The sequence below is a fragment of the Nonomuraea sp. NPDC050478 genome (genome assembly GCF_044458265.1).
Taxonomy (GTDB): Bacteria; Actinomycetota; Actinomycetes; order Streptosporangiales; family Streptosporangiaceae; genus Nonomuraea; species Nonomuraea ferruginea.
The window spans coordinates 651,281-669,637 of sequence record NZ_JBITHT010000004.1 but is presented as its reverse complement, the minus strand read 5'-3'; the positions used below and the strand labels follow the sequence as shown (position 1 = coordinate 669,637).

The 18,357-nt window shown below is 72.5% G+C and carries 18 protein-coding genes; 10 read left to right on the top strand and 8 right to left on the bottom strand.

The features are described from left to right. Positions 1-44 precede the first annotated feature (44 nt). The 5 genes from ACIBF7_RS23015 to ACIBF7_RS22995 all read right to left on the bottom strand — a co-directional run bounded on the left by ACIBF7_RS23015 (position 45) and on the right by ACIBF7_RS22995 (position 4,851). A complete protein-coding gene (locus ACIBF7_RS23015) occupies positions 45-1,238 on the bottom strand; it encodes an acyl-CoA dehydrogenase family protein (protein ID WP_397198103.1) in 1,194 nt (397 codons plus the stop codon). Between the two features lie 18 nt (positions 1,239-1,256). Then, positions 1,257-2,819: an acyl-CoA carboxylase subunit beta gene (locus ACIBF7_RS23010; protein WP_148033414.1), complete on the bottom strand. Its 1,563-nt coding sequence runs from the start codon at positions 2,817-2,819 to the stop codon at positions 1,257-1,259. A gap of 107 nt (positions 2,820-2,926) precedes the next feature. Then, positions 2,927-3,253, bottom strand: coding sequence for an EthD family reductase (locus ACIBF7_RS23005; RefSeq protein ID WP_271277765.1), 327 nt, complete (start codon positions 3,251-3,253; stop codon positions 2,927-2,929). Continuing rightward, a complete protein-coding gene (locus tag ACIBF7_RS23000) occupies positions 3,250-3,861 on the bottom strand; it encodes a TetR/AcrR family transcriptional regulator (RefSeq protein ID WP_148033412.1) in 612 nt (203 codons plus the stop codon). Before ACIBF7_RS23000 ends, ACIBF7_RS23005 begins: the two co-directional genes overlap by 4 nt. A 78-nt stretch (positions 3,862-3,939) precedes the next feature. Next, positions 3,940-4,851 (bottom strand): LLM class F420-dependent oxidoreductase, encoded by a 912-nt coding sequence (locus ACIBF7_RS22995; RefSeq protein ID WP_397198102.1) that lies wholly within the window; start codon positions 4,849-4,851, stop codon positions 3,940-3,942. 56 nt (positions 4,852-4,907) lie between these two features. On the opposite strand from ACIBF7_RS22995, the gene ACIBF7_RS22990 reads away from it, so the two are divergent. Together ACIBF7_RS22990 and ACIBF7_RS22985 are read left to right on the top strand one after the other, a co-directional pair. Continuing rightward, on the top strand, positions 4,908-5,501 hold the full coding sequence (locus tag ACIBF7_RS22990; RefSeq protein WP_271277763.1) for a biotin transporter BioY: 594 nt from the start codon (positions 4,908-4,910) through the stop codon (positions 5,499-5,501). Further along, positions 5,498-5,980 carry a pyridoxamine 5'-phosphate oxidase family protein gene (locus ACIBF7_RS22985; protein WP_364228401.1) on the top strand — a complete coding sequence of 161 codons (483 nt, stop codon included), beginning with the start codon at positions 5,498-5,500 and terminating at the stop codon, positions 5,978-5,980. The genes ACIBF7_RS22990 and ACIBF7_RS22985 overlap by 4 nt, the downstream gene beginning before the upstream one ends. Positions 5,981-6,081: 101 nt before the next feature. On the opposite strand, the gene ACIBF7_RS22980 is transcribed toward ACIBF7_RS22985, so the two are convergent. Both ACIBF7_RS22980 and ACIBF7_RS22975 read right to left on the bottom strand, forming a co-directional pair. Next, positions 6,082-7,224 (bottom strand): CaiB/BaiF CoA transferase family protein, encoded by a 1,143-nt coding sequence (locus ACIBF7_RS22980; protein ID WP_397198101.1) that lies wholly within the window; start codon positions 7,222-7,224, stop codon positions 6,082-6,084. Next, a complete protein-coding gene (locus ACIBF7_RS22975) occupies positions 7,221-8,099 on the bottom strand; it encodes a CoA ester lyase (protein ID WP_148033408.1) in 879 nt (292 codons plus the stop codon). Before ACIBF7_RS22975 ends, ACIBF7_RS22980 begins: the two co-directional genes overlap by 4 nt. Positions 8,100-8,188: 89 nt before the next feature. Between ACIBF7_RS22975 and ACIBF7_RS22970 the strand changes: the two genes are divergently transcribed. From ACIBF7_RS22970 to ACIBF7_RS22935, 8 genes are all read left to right on the top strand, one after another. Beyond that, positions 8,189-8,614 (top strand): cupin domain-containing protein, encoded by a 426-nt coding sequence (locus tag ACIBF7_RS22970; protein WP_222709058.1) that lies wholly within the window; start codon positions 8,189-8,191, stop codon positions 8,612-8,614. Then, a complete protein-coding gene (locus ACIBF7_RS22965) occupies positions 8,611-10,386 on the top strand; it encodes an acetyl/propionyl/methylcrotonyl-CoA carboxylase subunit alpha (protein WP_397198100.1) in 1,776 nt (591 codons plus the stop codon). The genes ACIBF7_RS22970 and ACIBF7_RS22965 overlap by 4 nt, the downstream gene beginning before the upstream one ends. A gap of 15 nt (positions 10,387-10,401) precedes the next feature. After that, complete coding sequence (locus ACIBF7_RS22960; protein ID WP_397198099.1) at positions 10,402-11,922, top strand: class I adenylate-forming enzyme family protein; 1,521 nt, start codon at positions 10,402-10,404, stop codon at positions 11,920-11,922. Next, positions 11,922-12,734: a fumarylacetoacetate hydrolase family protein gene (locus ACIBF7_RS22955; protein WP_397198098.1), complete on the top strand. Its 813-nt coding sequence runs from the start codon at positions 11,922-11,924 to the stop codon at positions 12,732-12,734. Before ACIBF7_RS22960 ends, ACIBF7_RS22955 begins: the two co-directional genes overlap by 1 nt. A 143-nt stretch (positions 12,735-12,877) precedes the next feature. After that, positions 12,878-14,128, top strand: coding sequence for an ABC transporter substrate-binding protein (locus tag ACIBF7_RS22950; RefSeq protein ID WP_397198097.1), 1,251 nt, complete (start codon positions 12,878-12,880; stop codon positions 14,126-14,128). 57 nt (positions 14,129-14,185) lie between these two features. Further along, complete coding sequence (locus tag ACIBF7_RS22945) at positions 14,186-15,061, top strand: branched-chain amino acid ABC transporter permease (protein WP_397198096.1); 876 nt, start codon at positions 14,186-14,188, stop codon at positions 15,059-15,061. Positions 15,062-15,080: 19 nt separating this feature from the next. Then, positions 15,081-16,931: an ATP-binding cassette domain-containing protein gene (locus tag ACIBF7_RS22940; RefSeq protein WP_397198095.1), complete on the top strand. Its 1,851-nt coding sequence runs from the start codon at positions 15,081-15,083 to the stop codon at positions 16,929-16,931. Further along, the gene (locus tag ACIBF7_RS22935) at positions 16,918-17,646 is read left to right on the top strand and encodes an ABC transporter ATP-binding protein (protein WP_397198094.1); all 729 of its coding nucleotides are present in this window, start codon (positions 16,918-16,920) and stop codon (positions 17,644-17,646) included. The genes ACIBF7_RS22940 and ACIBF7_RS22935 overlap by 14 nt, the downstream gene beginning before the upstream one ends. On the opposite strand, the gene ACIBF7_RS22930 is transcribed toward ACIBF7_RS22935, so the two are convergent. Next, entirely contained in the window at positions 17,643-18,338 is a 696-nt protein-coding gene (locus ACIBF7_RS22930; RefSeq protein WP_271276959.1) for a TetR/AcrR family transcriptional regulator, read from the bottom strand. The genes ACIBF7_RS22935 and ACIBF7_RS22930 overlap by 4 nt on opposite strands. Between the last annotated feature and the right edge of the window lie 19 nt (positions 18,339-18,357).

Here is an 18,357-nt window from a genome sequence, read left to right as displayed (position 1 = left end):
GCGTGCGGGCCGGTCCGAGGGGACCGGCCCGCACGTGTTCGCGGTCAGAACGAGCGGGGCAGCTCCAGCAGCCGCTCGCCCAGGTAGTTGCGGACCATGTCGTTGGCCAGCGGCGCGAACACCCACAGCCGCACGTCCCTGAACCAGCGCTGCATCGGGAACTCACGGCTGAACCCGGCGCCGCCCAGGATCTCCATGCCGTCCTGGGTCACCTTGACCGCCGCCTCCGACGCGGCGATCTTGGCCATGGACGACAGCAGGTCGGCCCGTCCGCCCGCCGCCTCGACGGCCGCCGCGCGGGCCAGCAGCGAGCGCGCCGACTCGATGGCCAGCGCCCCGTCGACCAGCCGATGCTGCACGGCCTGGAAGGAGCCCAGGGTGGAGCCGAACGCGGCCCTGCCTCGCGCGTACTCGACGGCGGCGTCCAGCGCCCCGCTCGCCGCGCCGATCGCGCCCGCGGCGGCGTTGATGCGCTCGCGGTTCAGCGTCGCCACCACCTGGCGGAAGCCGGCGCCGACGGCCCCGACGACCGCGCTCTCGGGCACCGCCACGTCGTCGAAGAACACCTCGCAGGTGTCCAGCCCGTGCACGGCGACGGTGGGCAGCTCGCGGACCTGGAGGCCGGGGGAGCCCGCCGGGACCAGGAACATGGTCACGCCGTCGACGGACGAGCCCTCGGCCGGGGAGGTGCGGGCCAGCACGACGAGGGCGTCGGCGCCGAGGGCGCCGGAGATCCACGTCTTCTGGCCCGACAGCAGCCAGTGGTCGCCCTCACGGCGAGCGGTGGTGCGCATGACGCGGGCGATGTCGGTGCCGCCCGCGGGCTCCGAGAGCGCGAAGGACACCTTGGCCGCCCCGGTGTGCAGCCGGTCCAGCCACTCCTCCCGCTGCTCGGGGGAGCCGTTGGTGCCGAGGATGTGCGTGATCATGTACTGCACGACCATGTGCACCGCCATGGAGGTGGGGCCCGCGGCCAGCTCCTCGATGACGGCGGTCTGGTCGCGGATGTCGCCGATCCCGCCGTGGTCGGGGTGCCCGCCGACCGCGTGCACGCCGAGCCGGCGCAGCGCCCCGTGCAGCTTGTCGTCGAACCGTTCCTGCTCGTCCAGGCGGAGCACCTCGGCGACCGGGCTGGTCGCGGCGATGAGCCTGCGCAGCTCGGCCCGCAGCTCGGCGCGCTCAGGGGTGTCGCTGATGGGGTCGGCCTGCCTGCCGGCGGCGTCGGTGAGAGGTCTCATGCGGTTGCTCCGGGTGGCTCAGACGGGGTAGACGCCGTTGCGGCGGGCGGGCGGCGTCTTGCGCTTGCGCCGGTAGACGTCGAACCGGTGGATCAGCTCGCGCCGCAGGTCCTCGTAGCTGACGACGGCCTCCACGGCGTTCTCGTTGGCGATCTGGAAGACGTCGATCTGCTCTTCGTACTCCGAGCGCAGCTCGGTGACGAGCTTCTGCCGCTCCTTCTCGTCCTCGATCGCCATCACCCGGTTGAAGTGGATGCCGGCGATCGCGGCCTCGGGTCCGAGCAGGGCGGGCTTGGCGGTGGGCAGCGCGAGCACCGCGTCGGGGTTCATCGGGCTGCCCGACATGCCCAGGTAGCCGCCTCCGTACGCCTTCCGCACGATGACCGCGACCCGCGGCACCCGGCTCTCGGCGACGGCGAACAGCATCTTCGCGCCGTGCCGGATGATGCCCTCCTTCTCGGCCACCGTGCCGAGCATGTATCCGGGCACGTCGATGAGGAAGAGCAGCGGCACGTTGTACGCGTTGCACATCCAGACGAACCGGGCCGCCTTGTCGGAGGAGTCGCTGAACAGCACGCCCGCCTTGACCGCCGACTGGTTGGCCACGATGCCGACGGGCGCCCCGTCCAGGCGGGCGAACCCGGTCACCAGCTCGGGCGCGAACAGCTCCTTGTGCTCGAAGAAGGAGTCGCAGTCGACGACGGCGTCGATCAGCTCGCGCACGTCGTACGGGACGGCCTGGTTCTCCGGGACGATGGAGCGCAGCGACTCGGTCGGCCGGGGCTCGCGGCCCGCGGCCCTGGGCGGCTCGGCCTCCCAGCTGGAGGGCAGGTAGGACAGGTAGAGGCGGATGGCCGCGATGGCCTCCTCCTCGGTCTCGGCGAGCAGGTCGCTCAGTCCGGAGACGCGGCTGTGCAGGTCGGCGCCGCCCATCTCCTCCAGGGTCACCGATTCGCCGGTGACCATCTCGGCGACGCGGGGCGAGCCGATGTAGGCGGTGGCGGTGCCGCGCACCATGATGATCACGTCGCACAGGGCGGGCACGTAGGCGGATCCCGCGGGGGAGGGGCCGAACAGCGCGCAGATCTGCGGCACGCGGCCGGAGATCTGCACCTGGTTGTAGAAGATGTTGCCCCAGGCGTGGCGGCCGGCGTAGCTCTCGAACTGCTCGTCGATGCGGGCTCCCGCCGCGTCGACGAGGTAGACCAGGGGCAGCCCGAGCTCGTCGGCCAGGAGCTGCATCCGGGTGATCTTCTCGAAGGTGCGCTTGCCCCAGGTGCCGGCCTTGACTGTGTAGTCGTTGGCGATGACGCACACCCGGCGGCCGTCGACGCTGCCGATGCAGGTCACCACGCCGTCGCCGGGCAGCCCGTCGGCGTGCCGGGCCAGCAGGCCGTCCTCGAAGTCCTCAATGTCGTCGAGGAGGAGCCGGAGCCGGTCGCGGACGAGCAGCTTGCCGGCGGCCTCGTGCTTGTGGCGGTTCTTCTCGCTGCCGCCGAGCCGGGCTGCCCGCAGGCGGGCCTGGAGCTCCTCGTGGATGTCCGCCTGCGGCGGGGGATCGAGGGGAACGGTGGAAGTCATAGGTGTTCGTCCCATCAGACACGATGCGGGCTGTGGCAGGTGCGGGATCCGAGTCCGCGCACGTCAGGAAGCTGCTCGACCCAGGATTACCTACGAACGATCGTTCGTCAAGCGGCCGGAGACGGCGGGAGCACCTCGGTCTCTGAGGCCAGGAACCACTCCAGCGCTTCGATGAAGTGCTCCTCGTGCGCGCGCAGCGGCCCGGCCTCCGGGCTGTCGAAGGCGGCCTTAACCGCGCGCACGTCGTCGAACCAGAGCTCGGCGGAGCCGTCCCAGGGCCACTGCTTGCGGTGCTCGACCGCCGGGTTCTGCCGGTAGCCGCGCAGGCCGGGCAGGGCCAGCACGAGCGCCGGATGCTCCTCTTGCCAGAAGCGCAGGAACTCCTCCCGGCTCAGGCCGGGCTTGCGGCGGATGACGGCGACGACTTTGATCATTTCTTCCTCTCCAGCGCCGCGGTGGGCGCGTAGGCGGCCAGCAGCCCGCTGATGACCTCGTCCAGGGGCAGACGCCCGTTCTCGCGGTACCACGAGGCGACGTGCACGCAGATGGCGACCCCGGCGTAGGTGGCCATCTTGACGTCGGGAACCGAGACGGTGCCCCCGGCGGCGCACTCGCGCAGGATCGACTCCAGCAGGCGCTCGTAGCGGTCGCGCAGCTCGACCACCCTGGCCCGGTTGTCCTCCGACAGCGAGCGCAGCTCGGTGTTGCCGACCAGCGCCTCCAGGCGGTGCTCGGCATGGAACCTGATGCCCTCGCTCATGAAGGCCAGCAGCCGCTCCTCGGGGGTCGCGGCGGCCTCGACCCGGCGCTCGGTGATGCTGAGCAACTGCTCCATGACCTCGGTCATGATGGTCGCGAGGAGCTGCTCCTTGCTCTTGATGTGGTTGTAGAGGCTGGCGACCTGCAGCCCCACCGCGTCGGCGAGCTGCCGCTGCGAGGTGGCCTCGAAGCCCTGCCGATGGAAGAGCTCCACGGCCGCGCTGCGGATGGCCACCGCGGTGGGGACGGTGCCGTCACGTGATCCTCGGGTGGTCTCGGCCATGGTTGTCGTTCCTCTCCCTCAGGGGTGGATGCCTGTCATCGATCATGGGCCGACAAGGACCATACTGCGGCCGGTGGCCTAGAACGCATCGCTCAGCTCGCGCAGCCGGTGCAGGATTTCGTCGGACCGGCTCGCGGAGCGCCAGCCCAGGTCGAAGGTGAGTCGGGTGGCGCCGGACTCGACGAGGTCGCGCAGGTACTCCTCGAAGGCCGGGGTGAAGACGTCGCCCGCGCGGGCGGCGACCCGCAGCGTGACGTCGAGCCCGTGCGGATCCTTGCCCGCCGCGGCCGCCTCGGCGCGCAGGGTGGCGACCACCTCGCGCAGATGCCCCGGCTCCATCCGGCCGCCCGCGATCGTGCCGAACCAGCCGTCGCCGCGTGAGGCGGCCCGGCGCAGCGCGGCCGGCGACTCGCCGCCGACGAGGATCGGCACCCGCTCCTGGGCCGGCGTCGGGTGGGTGCGCACGCCCGGCGGCACGGTGAACGGCCCGTACTCACCGGGCGGGGGCGCGCCCGTCCACGTGGCGCGCATGAGATCGATGGTCGCGTCCATCCGCTTGCCGCGGGCGGCGAACGGGACGCCGAGCGCGTCGAACTCCTCGGCCAGCCAGCCCGCCCCGGCGCCCAGGCTGACCCGGCCGCCGCTGAGCCGGTCGAGGGTGGCCAGCTGCTTGGCCAGCAGGATCGGATGGCGGTGGGGGATCACCGCCACGGCCACGCCGAGCCTGGTCGTGGTCGTGGCCGCGGCGAGGAAGGAGAGCGCCACCACCCAGTCGTACCAGTCGGAGTCGGCCGGGAGGTAGAACTCGCCCGACTCGCTGAACGGGTAGCGCGAGCGCGGCTCCTCGATCAGGACGGTGTGGTCGCTGACCCACAGGCTCTCGAATCCCCGCCGGTCGACCAGGGCGGCCATGCCGCGCATGCCGAGGCCGTCGGTGTCGTGCTCGCCGGGCGGCAGATGGATGCCGAAGCTGCAGGTGGTGCGGGTCACAGCGGGGTCCTCTCGGTCATCAGCTACACTAACGAACGATCGTTAGGAGTGTACACATGTCTTCAGTGCCCTTCGCCCTCTCACCTCGCCGGCCCGTGCTCGGCGACCTGGTGACCTCCTCCAGGACCGGGGCCGTCGTGCTGACCGTCTCCGGCGCCGCCCTCATCGGGCTGCTCGCCCAGGTGGCCGTGCCCCTGCCCGGCACGCCCGTCCCGCTGACCGGGCAGACGCTGGGCGTCCTGCTGGTGGCCGCCGCGCTCGGCCTGCGGCGCGGTGTCGCCGCGACCGCCCTGTACGGGGCCGCGGGGATCGCGGGCGTGCCCTGGTTCACCGGGGCCGCGTCCGGCTGGTCCGGCATGAGCTTCGGATACGTCCTCGGATTCGTGGTCGCGGCGGTGGTCGCCGGAGCGCTCGCCGAGCGCGGCTGGGACCGCGCGCCGGGCCGGGCCATGGCCGCGATGGCGCTGGCGAACGCCGTCATCCTCCTCTGCGGCAGCGCCTGGCTGGCCGCCCTGCTCCGGCTGGACCTCTGGCAGGCGATCCAGATGGGCGTGCTCCCCTTCCTCGCGGGCGACGCCGTCAAGATCGCGCTGGCGGCCGCGCTGCTCCCCGCGGCGTGGCGGCTGTCCGGATCGAGGGCCCGCCGGTGAGTGCGGACTCCCAGCCGCGGGCCGCGCTCCGGCACGGCTCGCGGCTCGCCATGACGGCCGCGGAGGTGGACGCCTTCCTCGCCGGCGAGCGGGTCTGCCGGGTGGCCACCGCAGGGCCTGACGGGCATCCGCACGTGAGCCCGCTCTGGTTCGCCTGGGACGGCATGGCGCTCTGGCTGTGCTCGCTGGTGAGCAGCCGCCGGTTCACCGACCTGACGGCGCGGCCCCGGGTGGCCGTCGTGGTGGACGCCGGGGACGCGTACGGTGAGCTGCGCGGGGTGGAGATCCGGGGGACCGCCCGCGTCGTGGGCCCGGTGCCGTGGGACGGCGTCGTGACGCCGGACCTCGCCGAGGCGGAGCGGCTGTTCACGGAGAAGTACCCCGAGCAGCGGCACGTGCGCAGGAAGGGCCGTCACGCCTGGATACGCGTCGAGCCGGAGCACACGAGCACCTGGGACTTCCGCAAGGGCGCCCGCTGACGCGGCGCCGGAGGACAACGGGAGACAGCGGGCCGGCGTGCACGAGCACGCCGGCCCGGAACCGGGCTGCCGGCACGGCGACCGCGCGGTCAGAGGGCCGGTCACCAGGACGCCGGGCCGACCGCGCCGCTTGCCAGGAGGCGGTCGATCTCCGTGGGGGAGAGGTCGTGCTCGGCGAGGAGGGCGCGCACGTCGGACCGCGCCGGCTCGGCGTGCGGGGCCGAGGTCGCCGGGGTGCCGCTGAAGCGCGGCGCCGGCGCGGCGTGGCCGTCCACGTAGGTGCCGCGCGCCGCCAGGTGCTCGTGGCGGGTGGCCTCCTGCGCGGACAGGACGGGGGTGACGCAGGCGTCGCGCCCGCCGAACACCGCTTCCCAGTGCGCCCGCGGGTGCTCGCCGAACGCCGCCGAGAGCGCCTCGGCGATGGCCGGCCAGCGGGATCGCTCCAGCCGGCCGTCCACCAGGTCGGCGCGCCCGGCCAGCCCGAGCCCGTCCAGCAGTTCCAGGTAGAACGGCTCCTCCAGCGCGCCCACCGCGACGTGCCCGCCGTCGGCGCACCGGTAGACCCGGTAGAAGGGCGCGCCCCCGTCGAGCAGGTTGGCGCCGCGCTCCCCGGTCCACCGCCCGGCGGCCGTGAGCCCGTACACGATGCTCATGAGCGCGGCCACGCCGTCGACGATCGCCGCGTCGACCACCTGCCCGCGGCCGGTGGCGCGGGCGGACAGCAGCGCCGAGGTGACGCCCAGCGCGAGATAGAGCGCGCCCCCCGCGTAGTCGCCGACGAGGTTGATCGGCGGCACCGGGGGCCCGCCGGCGGTGCCGATCCCGTGCAGCGCCCCGGTGAGAGCGATGTAGTTGATGTCGTGCCCGGCCGTCTGAGCCAGCGGCCCGTCCTGGCCCCAGCCGGTCATCCGTCCGTACACCAGCCGGGGGTTGACCGCGAGGCAGTCGGCGGGGCCGAGGCCGAGGCGTTCGAGCACGCCGGGCCGGAAGCCTTCGAGGACCGCGTCGGCGCGGCCCGCCAGCCGCTTGGCCACGGCCACGCCGTCGGGCGACTTGAGGTCCACCGCGAGGAACCGCCGGCCCCTGTCGATCACCGGGTTGTGCGGGTTGGTGGGGGCGGCGGGGCCGGGGCGGCGCAGGGTGACGACCTCCGCGCCGAGGTCGGCCAGCGTCATCGCGCAGAAGGGCACCGGCCCCTGCCCGCCCAGCTCGACGACCCGCACGCCGTGCAGCGGGCCGCTCATGCGCCCGCGAGTTCCAGCAGCTCGCGGGCGGTCCGCACGTGGGCGATGTCGATGTGCTCGCCCTCGAAGTCGACCGCCGCGCGCCCGTCGGCCTCGGCCGCCTCGAAGGCGGCCACCATCCGGCGGTAGCGGTCCAGCTCCGCCTCGGTCGGCCCGTACGTGGCATTGATCGTCGCGACGTGCGACGGGTGCAGCAGCACCTGCCCGCGGAAGCCGAGCCGCCGGTTCTGCGCGGTGAACGTGGCGAGCCCGTCGAGGTCGTGCACGTCCTGCCAGATCCCGCAGATCGGGTGAGAGATGCCGGCGGCGCGGCAGGCCACCAGGGCGCGGCTGCGCAGGTACAGCGTCTCCAGGCCCTCCAGCGTCCACTCGAAGCCGATCTCCCGTGCGATGTCGGCGCCCTTGGCCGCGGCGACCAGCAGGGACGCGACGCGCGGAGTGGCCGCGGCCAGCTGCTCGCAGTTGCCCACCGACTGGGCGGTCTCCAGCGTCGGCACCAGCTCGACGGAGCCAGGCTCCAGCCCTCGTTCGGACTCGAAGTGGCCGACCAGCGCGTCGAAGCGGATCACGTCCTCGGCCGTGCGGATCATCGGCAGCAGCAGCGCGTCGACCCCGGCCCGCACCACGGCGGCCAGGTCCTTGCCCACGTGCGGCGTGCCGAGCCCGTTGGGGCGCACGACCACGCCCACCTCGGGGTGCTCGGCGCGCAGCCGGTCGACCGACTCCGCCACGGTCGCCCGGGCCTCGGCCTTGCTCTGCTCGGGGACGGCGTCCTCCAGGTCGAGGATGACCGCGTCGGCGCCGGCGCGGACCGCCTTGTCCGCCCAGTCGCCGCGATGGCCTGGCACGAACAGCAGGGACTTGTAGGGCTTCATCGCGGCTCCGTCCGGGGGTGTCTTGACATGGGAGTTCGCATGAGCCAAGAATACGAACGATCGCTCGTTTGTCAAAGGAGGACATGCCCGTGGATCGGCTTCGCTTCGATCTCAGCCCGACCCGCATCCTCGCCGCCGAGATCACCGCGGACACCGGCCAGAGCGCCGGCGCCATCCGGGTGGCGGGTGTCCACCGCGGGGTGGGAGCTTCGGCGATATGGCTGGGCAAGGTCAGCAACGAGCCCGCCTACCGGTCCGTGCCGCACCACCACGCCGAGGCCGAGACCGCGGGCTACGTGCTCAAGGGCAGGGCCCGGATCTACTTCGGCGAGGGGTACCGCGACTACTACGACCTGGAGGAAGGCGATTTCGTGCACGTGCCGCCGTGGATGCCGCACATCGAGTGCAACCGCAGCGCCGACGCCGAGCTCGTCTGGATGACCGCACGCACTCCCGACAACCTCGTCGTCAACCTCGACGACGTCGACCTTCCCCCTTCGGAGTACACGACGTGAGTTCCCCCTCCCAGTTCCGCAAGGTGCTCGTCGCCAACCGGGGTGAGATCGCCGTCCGGGTCGTCCGCGCCTGCCGCGACCTCGGCATCGCCTCGGTCGCGGTGCACTCGGACGCGGACGCGGGCGCGCTGCACGTCCGCCTCGCCGACGAGGCGTACGCGCTGCCCGGCACCTCGCCGGCCGACACATACCTGAACGTGGAAATGATCATGAAGGCGCTGGCCGAGAGCCAGGCGGACGCCGTGCACCCCGGCTACGGCTTCCTGTCGGAGAGCACGGCGCTCGCCGAGGCGGTCACCAGGGCCGGGAAGACGTTCATCGGCCCGCCCGCCGACGCCATCGCCGTCATGGGCAGCAAGGTCACGGCACGGCAGGCGGCCGAGCGGGCCGGGGTGCCGCTGGTGCCCGGCAGCGACGGCCCGGTCACCTCGGGAGCCGAGGTGCGGGCCTTCGGCGAGCGCCACGGCTACCCGATCACGGTCAAGGCCTCCTACGGCGGCGGCGGGCGCGGGATGCGCATCGTGCGCGACGGCGCGGAGGCGGACGACGCGGTCGCGGCGGCCCGGCGCGAGGCCCAGGCCTACTTCGGGCAGCCGGAGGTCTACCTGGAGCGGTACCTGGAGCGCCCCCGCCACGTCGAGGTGCAGATCGTCGCCGACACCCACGGCGCCGTGGTCTCCCTCGGCAACCGCGACTGCACCGTGCAGCGGCGGCACCAGAAGCTGATCGAGGAGGCGCCCTGCACGGTGATCTCCGACGGCACCCGGCAGGCGATGGACGAGGCCGCCGTGGCGCTGGCCGCGTCCGTCGGCTACGTGGGCGCGGGCACGGTCGAGTTCCTGGTCGAGGACGACGCGTTCTACTTCCTGGAGATGAACACCAGGCTCCAGGTGGAGCACCCGGTCACCGAGCTGGTCACCGGCGTCGACCTGGTCGCCGAGCAGCTGCGGGTGGCCGCGGGGCTGCCGCTTTCGGTCCGCCAGGAGGACGTGACCGTGCGCGGTCACGCGCTGGAGATGCGGATCAACGCCGAGGACCCGGCCGGCGGGCTGTTCCGGCCGACGCCCGGCACGCTCACCGAGGTGCGCCCGCCGCTCGGCTTCGGCGTCAGGTTCGACAGCGGGTACGAGGCCGGCGACACGGTCAGCGAGTACTACGACGGGCTGCTCGGCAAGCTGATCGTGCACGCGCAGGACAGGCCCGCCGCCATCGCCAGGGCACAGCGGGTGCTGGAGGAGCTGCGCGTTTCCGGCGTGGCCACGACCAAGCCCGCCCACCAGGCCGTCCTGCGGCACCCGGTGTTCACCGGGGACCGCCACCACACCACGTGGCTGGAGACCGACGCCGAGCTGAAGCTGGCCCTGGCCCCGGAGACCTCGCCCGCCGAGGCCGCGCCGCGGCCGGCGGGGGACGACCGGTCCGTCGTCGTGGTCGCCGGGCGTGAGTACTGGGTCCCCTACCACGCCGGGCAGGCGTCGGCAGCCGCCGCCCCGCCGCAGGTCGCGCCCCCGCCGTCCGGGTCGGGCCCGCGCCGCGCCGCCGGGATGTCGGGCTCCTCGGACGGTGTCGTCCGCGCTCCCATGCAGGGCACGATCGCCGCGGTGTCGGCCCAGGTCGGCTCGGAGGTGGCCGCGGAGGACGTGGTATGTGTCCTGGAAGCTATGAAGATGGAGAACCCGGTCACCGCGGGCAAGGCGGGCCGGGTCACCGAGGTCCGCGTGACGGTGGGAGCCGGCGTCTCGCCCGGCGACACGCTCGTGGTCATCGAGTGATCGAGAGGCAGGAACATGCGCACTACCGCTGATTTTCTCCGGCTGAACCGGCGCCGCTACCCCGAGCGCACGGCCGTGGTGGACGAGAACTCGCGTGTCACCTACGCCGAGCTGGCCGACCGGGCCTACGCGGTCGCGGCCGGACTGCGCGCCGACGGTGTCCGGCGCGGCGACACCGTGGGCATCCTGGCGGGCAACTCCATCTTCGTCGTCGAGGCGTACCTGGGCGTGCTGTGCGCCGGGGGGGTGCCGGTCATGTACAACTGGCGCTGGGCCACGCCTGAGCTGGTGTTCGGGCTGAACGACTCCCGGGCCGAGGTGGTCCTGGTCGACCAGGAGTGGGTCGCCTCGGTGAAGGCGGCGCAGGAGACCGGCGAGCCTCGTCACCTGCGCCGCGTGGTGGTGGAGGGCCCCGACTACGAGGCCTACCTGGGTGAGCCGGTCGAACCCGAGCTGACCGGCGACATGGACGCCACCAACGTCATCATGTTCACCGGCGGCACCACCGGCTTCCCCAAGGGCGTGGTGCTGTCCGAGCGCAGCGCCGTCGGCAACGGGCTGAACGAGATCATCGACACCGACATGGAGCACTCGGACGTCACGCTCCTCATCGCGCCGATGTTCCACGCCGCGTCGCTGCTGTGCTGGTTCGTGCCGCACCTGATGCTGGGCGCCACGTCGGTGCTGATGCGCCGTTTCGACGAGCGCCGGGTGGGCGAGGTGGTGCAGCGCGAGGGCGTGACCAACGGCTTCCTGGTGCCCAACATGGTGCGCAGGCTGCTCGCCGCGGGCGTCTTCACCGACTACGACTGGTCCGGCTACCGGCGCATGTACGTGGGCGGCGCGATCTTCAAGATGCCCGACAAGACAGCCGTCCGCGACGCGCTGCCGCACGTGCGCGTCTACTACCAGTACGGCCTGACCGAGGGCGGGCCGATCGTCACCCGGCTGCGCCCGGAGGACATGTTCAGGGAGGACGTCGACGGCTCGATCGGCCGCGAGTTCCTGCTCACCGAGGTGCGCCTGCGTGCCCTGGACAGTGACGACGAGGTGCCGCCGGGGACCGTCGGCGAGATCACCGTGCGCGCCCCCAACATCATGGACGGCTACTTCGGCAGGCCCGCGGAGACCGCGCAGGTGCTCAACGCGGAGGGCTGGCTGCGCACCGGGGACCTGGCCTCGCAGGACGAGAACGGCTACTTCTACTACCACGACCGCGCCAAGGACATGATCAAGACCGGTGGCGAGAACGTCTACTCGGCCGAGGTCGAGCGGGTCCTCTACACGCATCCGGGGATCAGCGAGGCGGCCGTCATCGGCCTGCCGAGCACGGAGTGGGACGAAGAGGTGTGCGCCGTGGTGGCGCTCAAGGAGGGCGCCGAGCTGAGCGCCGACGAGCTGAGGGACTACTGCCGCGCGCGCCTGGCGGGCTACAAGATCCCCAAGCGGATCGCCTTCGTGCCGGCGCGTGACATGCCGGTCAACGACAGCGGCAAGATCATGAAGACCCGGTTGCGGTCGATGGAGCTGTTCTGATGCGCTGGGCCACGCTGCGCACGCCTGACGGCACCCGCGCGGCCCGCCGCGAGGGTGACGTGTACGTCCTGCTGGACGCGCCGGACGTGGGGGCGCTGCTGCGCCGCCCCGATCCGGCGCGCGCGGCCGAGGTGGGCCAGGTGCCCGTGGGCGAGGCGGAATTGGCGCCGCTGGTGACAGGCCCGGCCAGAGTCGTCTGCGTGGGGCTGAACTACCGCTCGCACATCGAGGAGATGGGCCGGGAGGCGCCCGAGCACCCCACGCTGTTCACCAAGTTCGCCAGCACGCTCACCGGCGCCCGCGACGACCTCGCCATCCCTTCCGACAGCGACCAGGTCGACTGGGAGGCGGAGCTGGCGGTCGTGGTCGGCCGCCCGCTGCGGCGGGCCGATCGGGGCGAGGCGCTGGCGGCGATCGCCGGCTACACCGTCGCCAACGACGTCTCGATGCGCGACTGGCAGTGGCGGACCAGCCAGTGGCTGCCGGGCAAGGCGTTCGACGCCAGCACGCCGCTGGGGCCCGAGCTGGTGACGCCGGACGAGGTGGACCACGCCCGCGACCTGGAGGTCACATGCGAGGTCGACGGCGTGGTCCGGCAGCGCGGACGCACCTCCGACCTCGTCTTCGACGCGGCCGCCGCGCTGGCCTACGTCAGCCGGTTCACCGCCTGGGAGCCCGGTGACGTGCTGCTCACCGGCACGCCGGGCGGGGTGGGGGCGGCGTCGGGGCTGCGGCTGGTGCCGGGGTCGGTCCTCACCACGCGGGTCGACGGGCTCGGGACCTGCGTGAACCGGTGCGTCGCGGACTCCTGACCGGCCGGCAGGTCTCCCGCCGGTAACGATTCCGGCCCAGCGAAAAAGGGCCTTTAAGCAATCAGAAATCACATGGTACGTTGAGCGAACGGTCGTTCGTTCGTGTAGAGCGCCTCTGGCGACCGCCCGGAAGGGAGAATCTGGTGAAGTTCGATTCAGCGTCTGAGGGCCGGCCGCGCCCCCGGCGGTGGCGGCTGGCCGCCGCCGCCCTGGTGCCGCTGCTCCTCGCCGCCTGCGGCGGCAATGGACAGTCCTCGGGCGACGCCGCGTCCGAGCCCTACCATCTGGGCGTGCTGGTCGACCTGACCGGCTCGTACGCGGCGCTGGGCGAGGCCGAGAAGACGGCGACCGAGGCCTTCGCCAAGAAGGTGAACGCCGAGGGCGGCATCAACGGCCGCCGGCTCAAGCTGACCGTGGTCGACGGCCGCAGCAGCGAGTCCGACGCCGTGAGCGGTGTGCGCAAGCTGCACAGCGAGGGCGCGCTGGCCGTCATCGGGCCCAGTGGCACCAGCGCGAGCATCGCGATCAAGCCGATCACCGCCAGCCTCAAGATCCCGGCGATCGGCATGGCCTCCGGCACGGCGATCGTCGAGCCGATCGAGGAGGCCAAGTGGATGTTCAAGAACTTCCCGGACATCACCCGCTCCACCAGGGCCATGCTGTCGTTCGCCAAGGGCCTCGGCGCGAAGTCCGTCTCCGTGCTGGCGCCGAACAACGCCTACGGGCAGCAGCAGTCCAAGGCCGTGCCGGAGCTGGCCAAGGAGTACGGGCTGACCGTCGCGGGCAGCGAGCTGCACGACCCTGACGCCACCGACTTCGTCCCCCAGCTCACCAGGCTGAAGGGCGCGACCCCCGACAGCGTCATCGTCTACGGCGTCGTCCCCGGCAGCGCGGTCATCGGGCAGAACGCCAAGCAGATCGGCTTCGACGCCGAGTTCATCTACGAGCCGGGCTCCGCCTCGCCGGACTTCATCAAGGTCGGCCAGGACGCCGTCGAAGGCCGCTACGTGGTGGGGACCAAGGCGCTGGTGGCCGACAGCATCGCCGAGGACGACCCGCAATACCAGGCGGTCAAGGACTTCGTCGCGGCGTACGGGGCCGAGCCGACCCAGTTCGCGGGCAACGGCTGGGACGCGATCACGATGTTCACCGAGGCCATCAAGAAGGCGGATCCGGACCTGTCGGACCTCGACGCGGCCCGCACGGCCATCCGCGACGCGCTGGAGAACCAGCTCGGCGGCACCGCCGCCGTGAACGGGATCTACCGCTACTCACCGACCGACCACTCCGGCCTCGGAAGCGAGGGGCTGGCGCTGCTGCAGGTCAAGGACGGCGCCTTCCGCTACGCGGGAGGCCTGACCGAGACCGGCGAGGTCGTCCTCGACCAGGAATGACAAACCCGGGCGGCCGGTCCCCCTCCCGGCCGCCCGCCTCCGCTCAGAGGCAGGAACATGAACTCGCAGGACCTCCTCCAGGTGATATTCACCGGGGTCACCAACGGGTCGATCTACGGCGCGATCGGGATCGGTTTCGTGGTGATCCACCGGATCACCGGCGTGATCAACTTCGCCATGGGCGACCTGGCCCTGGTCGGCGCCTTCGCCGCCGTGGTGCTGGCCAAGCTCGTGCCGCTGTGGCTGGCCGTCCCCCTCGGCATCCTCGTCGCGGCGGCGGCGTCGATGGTCGTCTACACGCTGGCGGTCCGGCCGCTGCGCAAGAAGGCGCTCCTCGTCCAGGTCATCGCGACCCTCGGGGTGGCGATCGGGGTGCGTTCCCTGCTGCAGATCATCTTCGGCAGCGGCGCGTACCAGCTGGCGCCCTTCACCGCGGGGCCGGCGATCAACGTCGGCGGCGCCACCATCGCCCGCCAGGCCCTGTGGGTCGTGGCGCTGACCGTGGTGATCGTCATCCTGCTGACGGTGTTCTTCGAGAAGAGCATGCTCGGCCGGGCGGTGACCGCCTGCGCCGTCAACCCGTTCGCCGCGGGCGTGGTCGGCATCAACGTCGCCCTGATGGCCGCGCTGTCGTTCGGTCTGGCCGGCGCGGCCGCGGGCACCGTGGCGATCGCGCAGACGCCGCTGTCGGTCATCACCGTGCTCGGCGGGCTCGCGCTCAGCCTCAAGGGTTTCGTGGCGGCGATCCTCGGCGGCCTGGACCGCATCGGGCTGACCGTCGTCGGCGGGGTCGTCCTCGGGCTGATCGAGGCCGCGACGACCATCTTCGCCGGGTCGCTCTACACCACGCTCGCGGGCCTGACCCTGCTCCTCGCCCTGCTGATCTTCCGGCCGGCGGGACTGACCCGGCTCCGGGTGTCGACGCGGGTCTAGCGATGACAAGGAATCTGCCGTGAACTCACTCCGTAAGCACCGCACGGCCATGGGCGTGGCCGCCGCGATCCTCGTCATCGCGCTGGGCCCCCTGGCCGTCGACGACACCTACACCCAGGGCCTGATCGTCAACTTCGGCATCGACGCCGTGCTCGCGCTCGGCCTGGTGCTCCTGGTCGGCTACGCCGGGCAGTTCTCGCTGGCCCAGGCCGCCTTCGCCGCGATCGGCGCGTACGGCTCGGCCATCGGCACCGTGCGGCTCGGCTGGCCGCCGCTGGTGTCCATGGTGGTGGCGGCCGCGGTGGCCGCCCTGCTCGTGTACGCCATCGGCCGGCCGATCCTGCGGCTGCGCGGGCACTTCCTGGCGATGGCCACCCTCGCCCTCGGCGAGATCCTCTACCTGCTGCTCACCAACTCCGAGGAGCTCGGCGGCTCGTCGGGCTTCGGCGGCATCCCGCCGTTCTCGGTGTTCGGGCTCTCCTTCGACGACCAGCGTGCGCAGGTCTACCTGGTGCTGGTCGTGCTGGCGCTGGGGCTCTGGTTCGCGGTGCGGATGAAGTCCAGCCGCGAGGGCCGCGCCCTGCGGGCGCTGCGCATCAACGAGACCGTCGCCTCCGCCCACGGCGTCGACGCCGCCCGCGCCAAGACCAAGGCGTTCGTGCTGAGCGCCGTCTTCGGCAGCGTCGCCGGCAGCCTGTACGCGCACACCATGATGTACGTCAACCCGGCGCCGTTCGGCGTCATGCACTCCGTCGAGATCCTCGTCGTGGCGGTCATCGGCGGCGTGCTGTCGCCGTGGGGACCGCTCGTGGGCGCGGCGGTGCTGACGCTGATCCGCGAGGCCAGCACCAGCGTCATCCCCGGGGTGCTCGGCGAGGGCGCGGTGGGCGCGGGCGAGGAGTTCACCGTCGGCCTGCTGCTCGTCCTGGTGCTCGTGCTCATGCCGGAAGGCGTCGTGGGCGCACTCGGCCGCCTGCGCGCCAGGCTCCTGCCGGCCAAGTCCGTCGCCGATCCGGCCCCGGCCCAGCCCTCGGCCCCGGTCACCGCCCCGTCGCCCGCTCGGAGCCCCGGACGGGTCCGCCTTCAGGTGTCCGGCCTGACCAAGCGGTTCGGCGGCGTCGTCGCCGTCGGCGACGTGGACCTGGTGCTGCACGACTCGGAGATCCTGGGCGTCATCGGCCCGAACGGCGCCGGCAAGAGCACGCTGATCAACCTCCTGTCCGGCGTGCTCATCCCCACCGAGGGGCGCATCGAGTTCGACGGCGAGGACGTCACCCGGGCGCCCGCCCACAAGGTGGCCGCCAAGGGACTGGCCCGCACCTTCCAGACGCCCGTGGTGTTCGGCGGCATGAGCGTGCTGGAGACCGTCCTGGTCGGCACCTACACCGTCGGCCGCGCGGGGATCGCCCGCTCGGTGATCCCCACCCCCGGCGTGCTGCGTGAGGAACGGCGGCTGCGCGAGGCGGCCGAGGCGGCGCTGGCCCGCTGCGGGCTGGCGCACCTGGCCGACGTGGAGGCCGACCAGCTCTCGCTCGGCCACCAGAAGGTGCTGGAGATCGCCCGCGGCCTGGCGGGCCGGCCGGCCGTGCTGCTGCTCGACGAGCCGGCGGCCGGGCTCAACCGCGCCGAGAAGCAGCGGATGGCCGCCCTGCTCAGGGAGCTGCGCGCGGAGGGCATCGCGCTGCTGCTGGTCGAGCACGACATGGAGATGGTGATGGAGCTGGTCGACCGGGTGCACGTCCTGGAGTTCGGCAAGACGCTGCGGGTCGGCACACCGGACGAGGTCCGCTCCGACCCCGAGGTGATCCGCGCCTACCTGGGCGTCGACGAGGACGAGGACGAGGAAGGAGCCATCCGTGTCGATCATTGAGGTGAGCGGGCTCCGCTTCTCCTACGGGCCGGTCGAGGTGCTTCACGGCATCGACCTGCGGGTGGACGAGGGCGAGATCGTCGCGGTCATCGGCCCGAACGGCGCGGGCAAGACCACGCTGCTCAACGTGCTGGGCGGGGCGCACCGCTCCAGGTCCGGCACCATCGCGCTACGCGGCGAGGACGTCACCCGCGCCTCCCAGGACTCGCTCGTGCGGCGAGGGCTCTCGCTCGTCCCCGAGGGGCGGCAGATGTTCTCCAGCATGACGGTCGACGACAACCTGCTGCTCGGCACGTACGCGCGGCGCCGGGAGGTCGACGCCGACGGCCTGCGGGAGATGGTGTTCGAGCTGTTCCCCCGGCTCAGGGAGCGGCGCGACCAGCTCGCCGGCACGCTGTCCGGCGGCGAGCAGCAGATGGTGGCCATCGGGCGGGCGCTGATGTCGGACCCGTCGATCCTGCTGCTGGACGAGCCGAGCCTCGGCCTGGCGCCGCAGTTCGTCAGCCTGATCATGCGCACGATCCGGCGGCTGCGCGACAACGGCCGCACGGTGGTGCTCGTCGAGCAGAACGCCAAGGCCGCGCTCCGGCTCGCCGACCGGGCGTACCTGCTGGAGCTGGGCACCGTGCACGTGACGGGCCCGGCCCGCGAGCTGGCCCAGAACCCGCGGGTGGTCGCCGCCTACCTGGGCGGCGGTGACAACGCCGTCGCCTAGCGCAGGCCCATGAGGGCGGCCAGGGTGCGCATCGAGTGGTCGAAGGCCGTGCGCCTTTCCTCGATGGCGTTGTTCAGCTGGCCGAACAGCTCGAAGCTGATCCACCCGTACAGGGCGGTCCAGGACGTGAGCGCGCGGAACATCAGCTCGTCCGGGACGCCCGCCATGATCGTGCGCAGGTTGTCCGCGTCCGCCCTGAGCGCGTCGGGGGGGAGCGGCCGCAGCGGGGGCGGGTCGACGGCGTCCGCCTCGTGCGCCTCGCGCAGGGTCGCGCCGAGCACGGTCACGTCGCGCAGCCGGGCCGGGACCGTGTCCTGCGGAGCCTGGTAGCCGGGCACGGGTGAGCCGTAGAGCAGCGCGTACTCGTGCGGGTGCGCCAGCGCCCAGTCGCGCAGGCCGTGGCAGGCGGCGAGCCAGCGGCCGAGGTAGTCGTCGCGCGGGCAGGCGGCGTCGGCCCGCTCCACGGCCTCGCCGAGCGCGTTGTAGCCCTCGATGATCAGCGTGGTGAGCAGGTCGTCGCGGCTCGGGAAGTAGCGGTAGATCGCCGACGACACCATGCCCATCTCCCGGGCGACCGCGCGCAGCGACAGCCCGCCCGCGCCCTCGGTCGCCAGCTGGCGGCGGGCGATGTCGGTGATCTCCCTGGTGAGCTCGGCTCTGACCCGCTCTCGCGCGGTACGGCTCGCTGTCATGCCCAGCACGTTACCAGAG

Bases quoted from the DNA above. Each gene is read 5' to 3' on its own strand.
- ACIBF7_RS23015 (WP_397198103.1), bottom strand. From the start codon at position 1,238: ATGAGACCTCTCACCGACGCCGCCGGCAGGCAGGCCGACCCCATCAGC.
- ACIBF7_RS23010 (WP_148033414.1), bottom strand. From the start codon at position 2,819: ATGACTTCCACCGTTCCCCTCGATCCCCCGCCGCAGGCGGACATCCAC.
- ACIBF7_RS23005 (WP_271277765.1), bottom strand. From the start codon at position 3,253: ATGATCAAAGTCGTCGCCGTCATCCGCCGCAAGCCCGGCCTGAGCCGG.
- ACIBF7_RS23000 (WP_148033412.1), bottom strand. From the start codon at position 3,861: ATGGCCGAGACCACCCGAGGATCACGTGACGGCACCGTCCCCACCGCG.
- ACIBF7_RS22990 (WP_271277763.1), top strand. From the start codon at position 4,908: ATGTCTTCAGTGCCCTTCGCCCTCTCACCTCGCCGGCCCGTGCTCGGC.
- ACIBF7_RS22980 (WP_397198101.1), bottom strand. From the start codon at position 7,224: ATGAGCGGCCCGCTGCACGGCGTGCGGGTCGTCGAGCTGGGCGGGCAG.
- ACIBF7_RS22975 (WP_148033408.1), bottom strand. From the start codon at position 8,099: ATGAAGCCCTACAAGTCCCTGCTGTTCGTGCCAGGCCATCGCGGCGAC.
- ACIBF7_RS22960 (WP_397198099.1), top strand. From the start codon at position 10,402: ATGCGCACTACCGCTGATTTTCTCCGGCTGAACCGGCGCCGCTACCCC.
- ACIBF7_RS22955 (WP_397198098.1), top strand. From the start codon at position 11,922: ATGCGCTGGGCCACGCTGCGCACGCCTGACGGCACCCGCGCGGCCCGC.
- ACIBF7_RS22945 (WP_397198096.1), top strand. From the start codon at position 14,186: ATGAACTCGCAGGACCTCCTCCAGGTGATATTCACCGGGGTCACCAAC.
- ACIBF7_RS22930 (WP_271276959.1), bottom strand. From the start codon at position 18,338: ATGACAGCGAGCCGTACCGCGCGAGAGCGGGTCAGAGCCGAGCTCACC.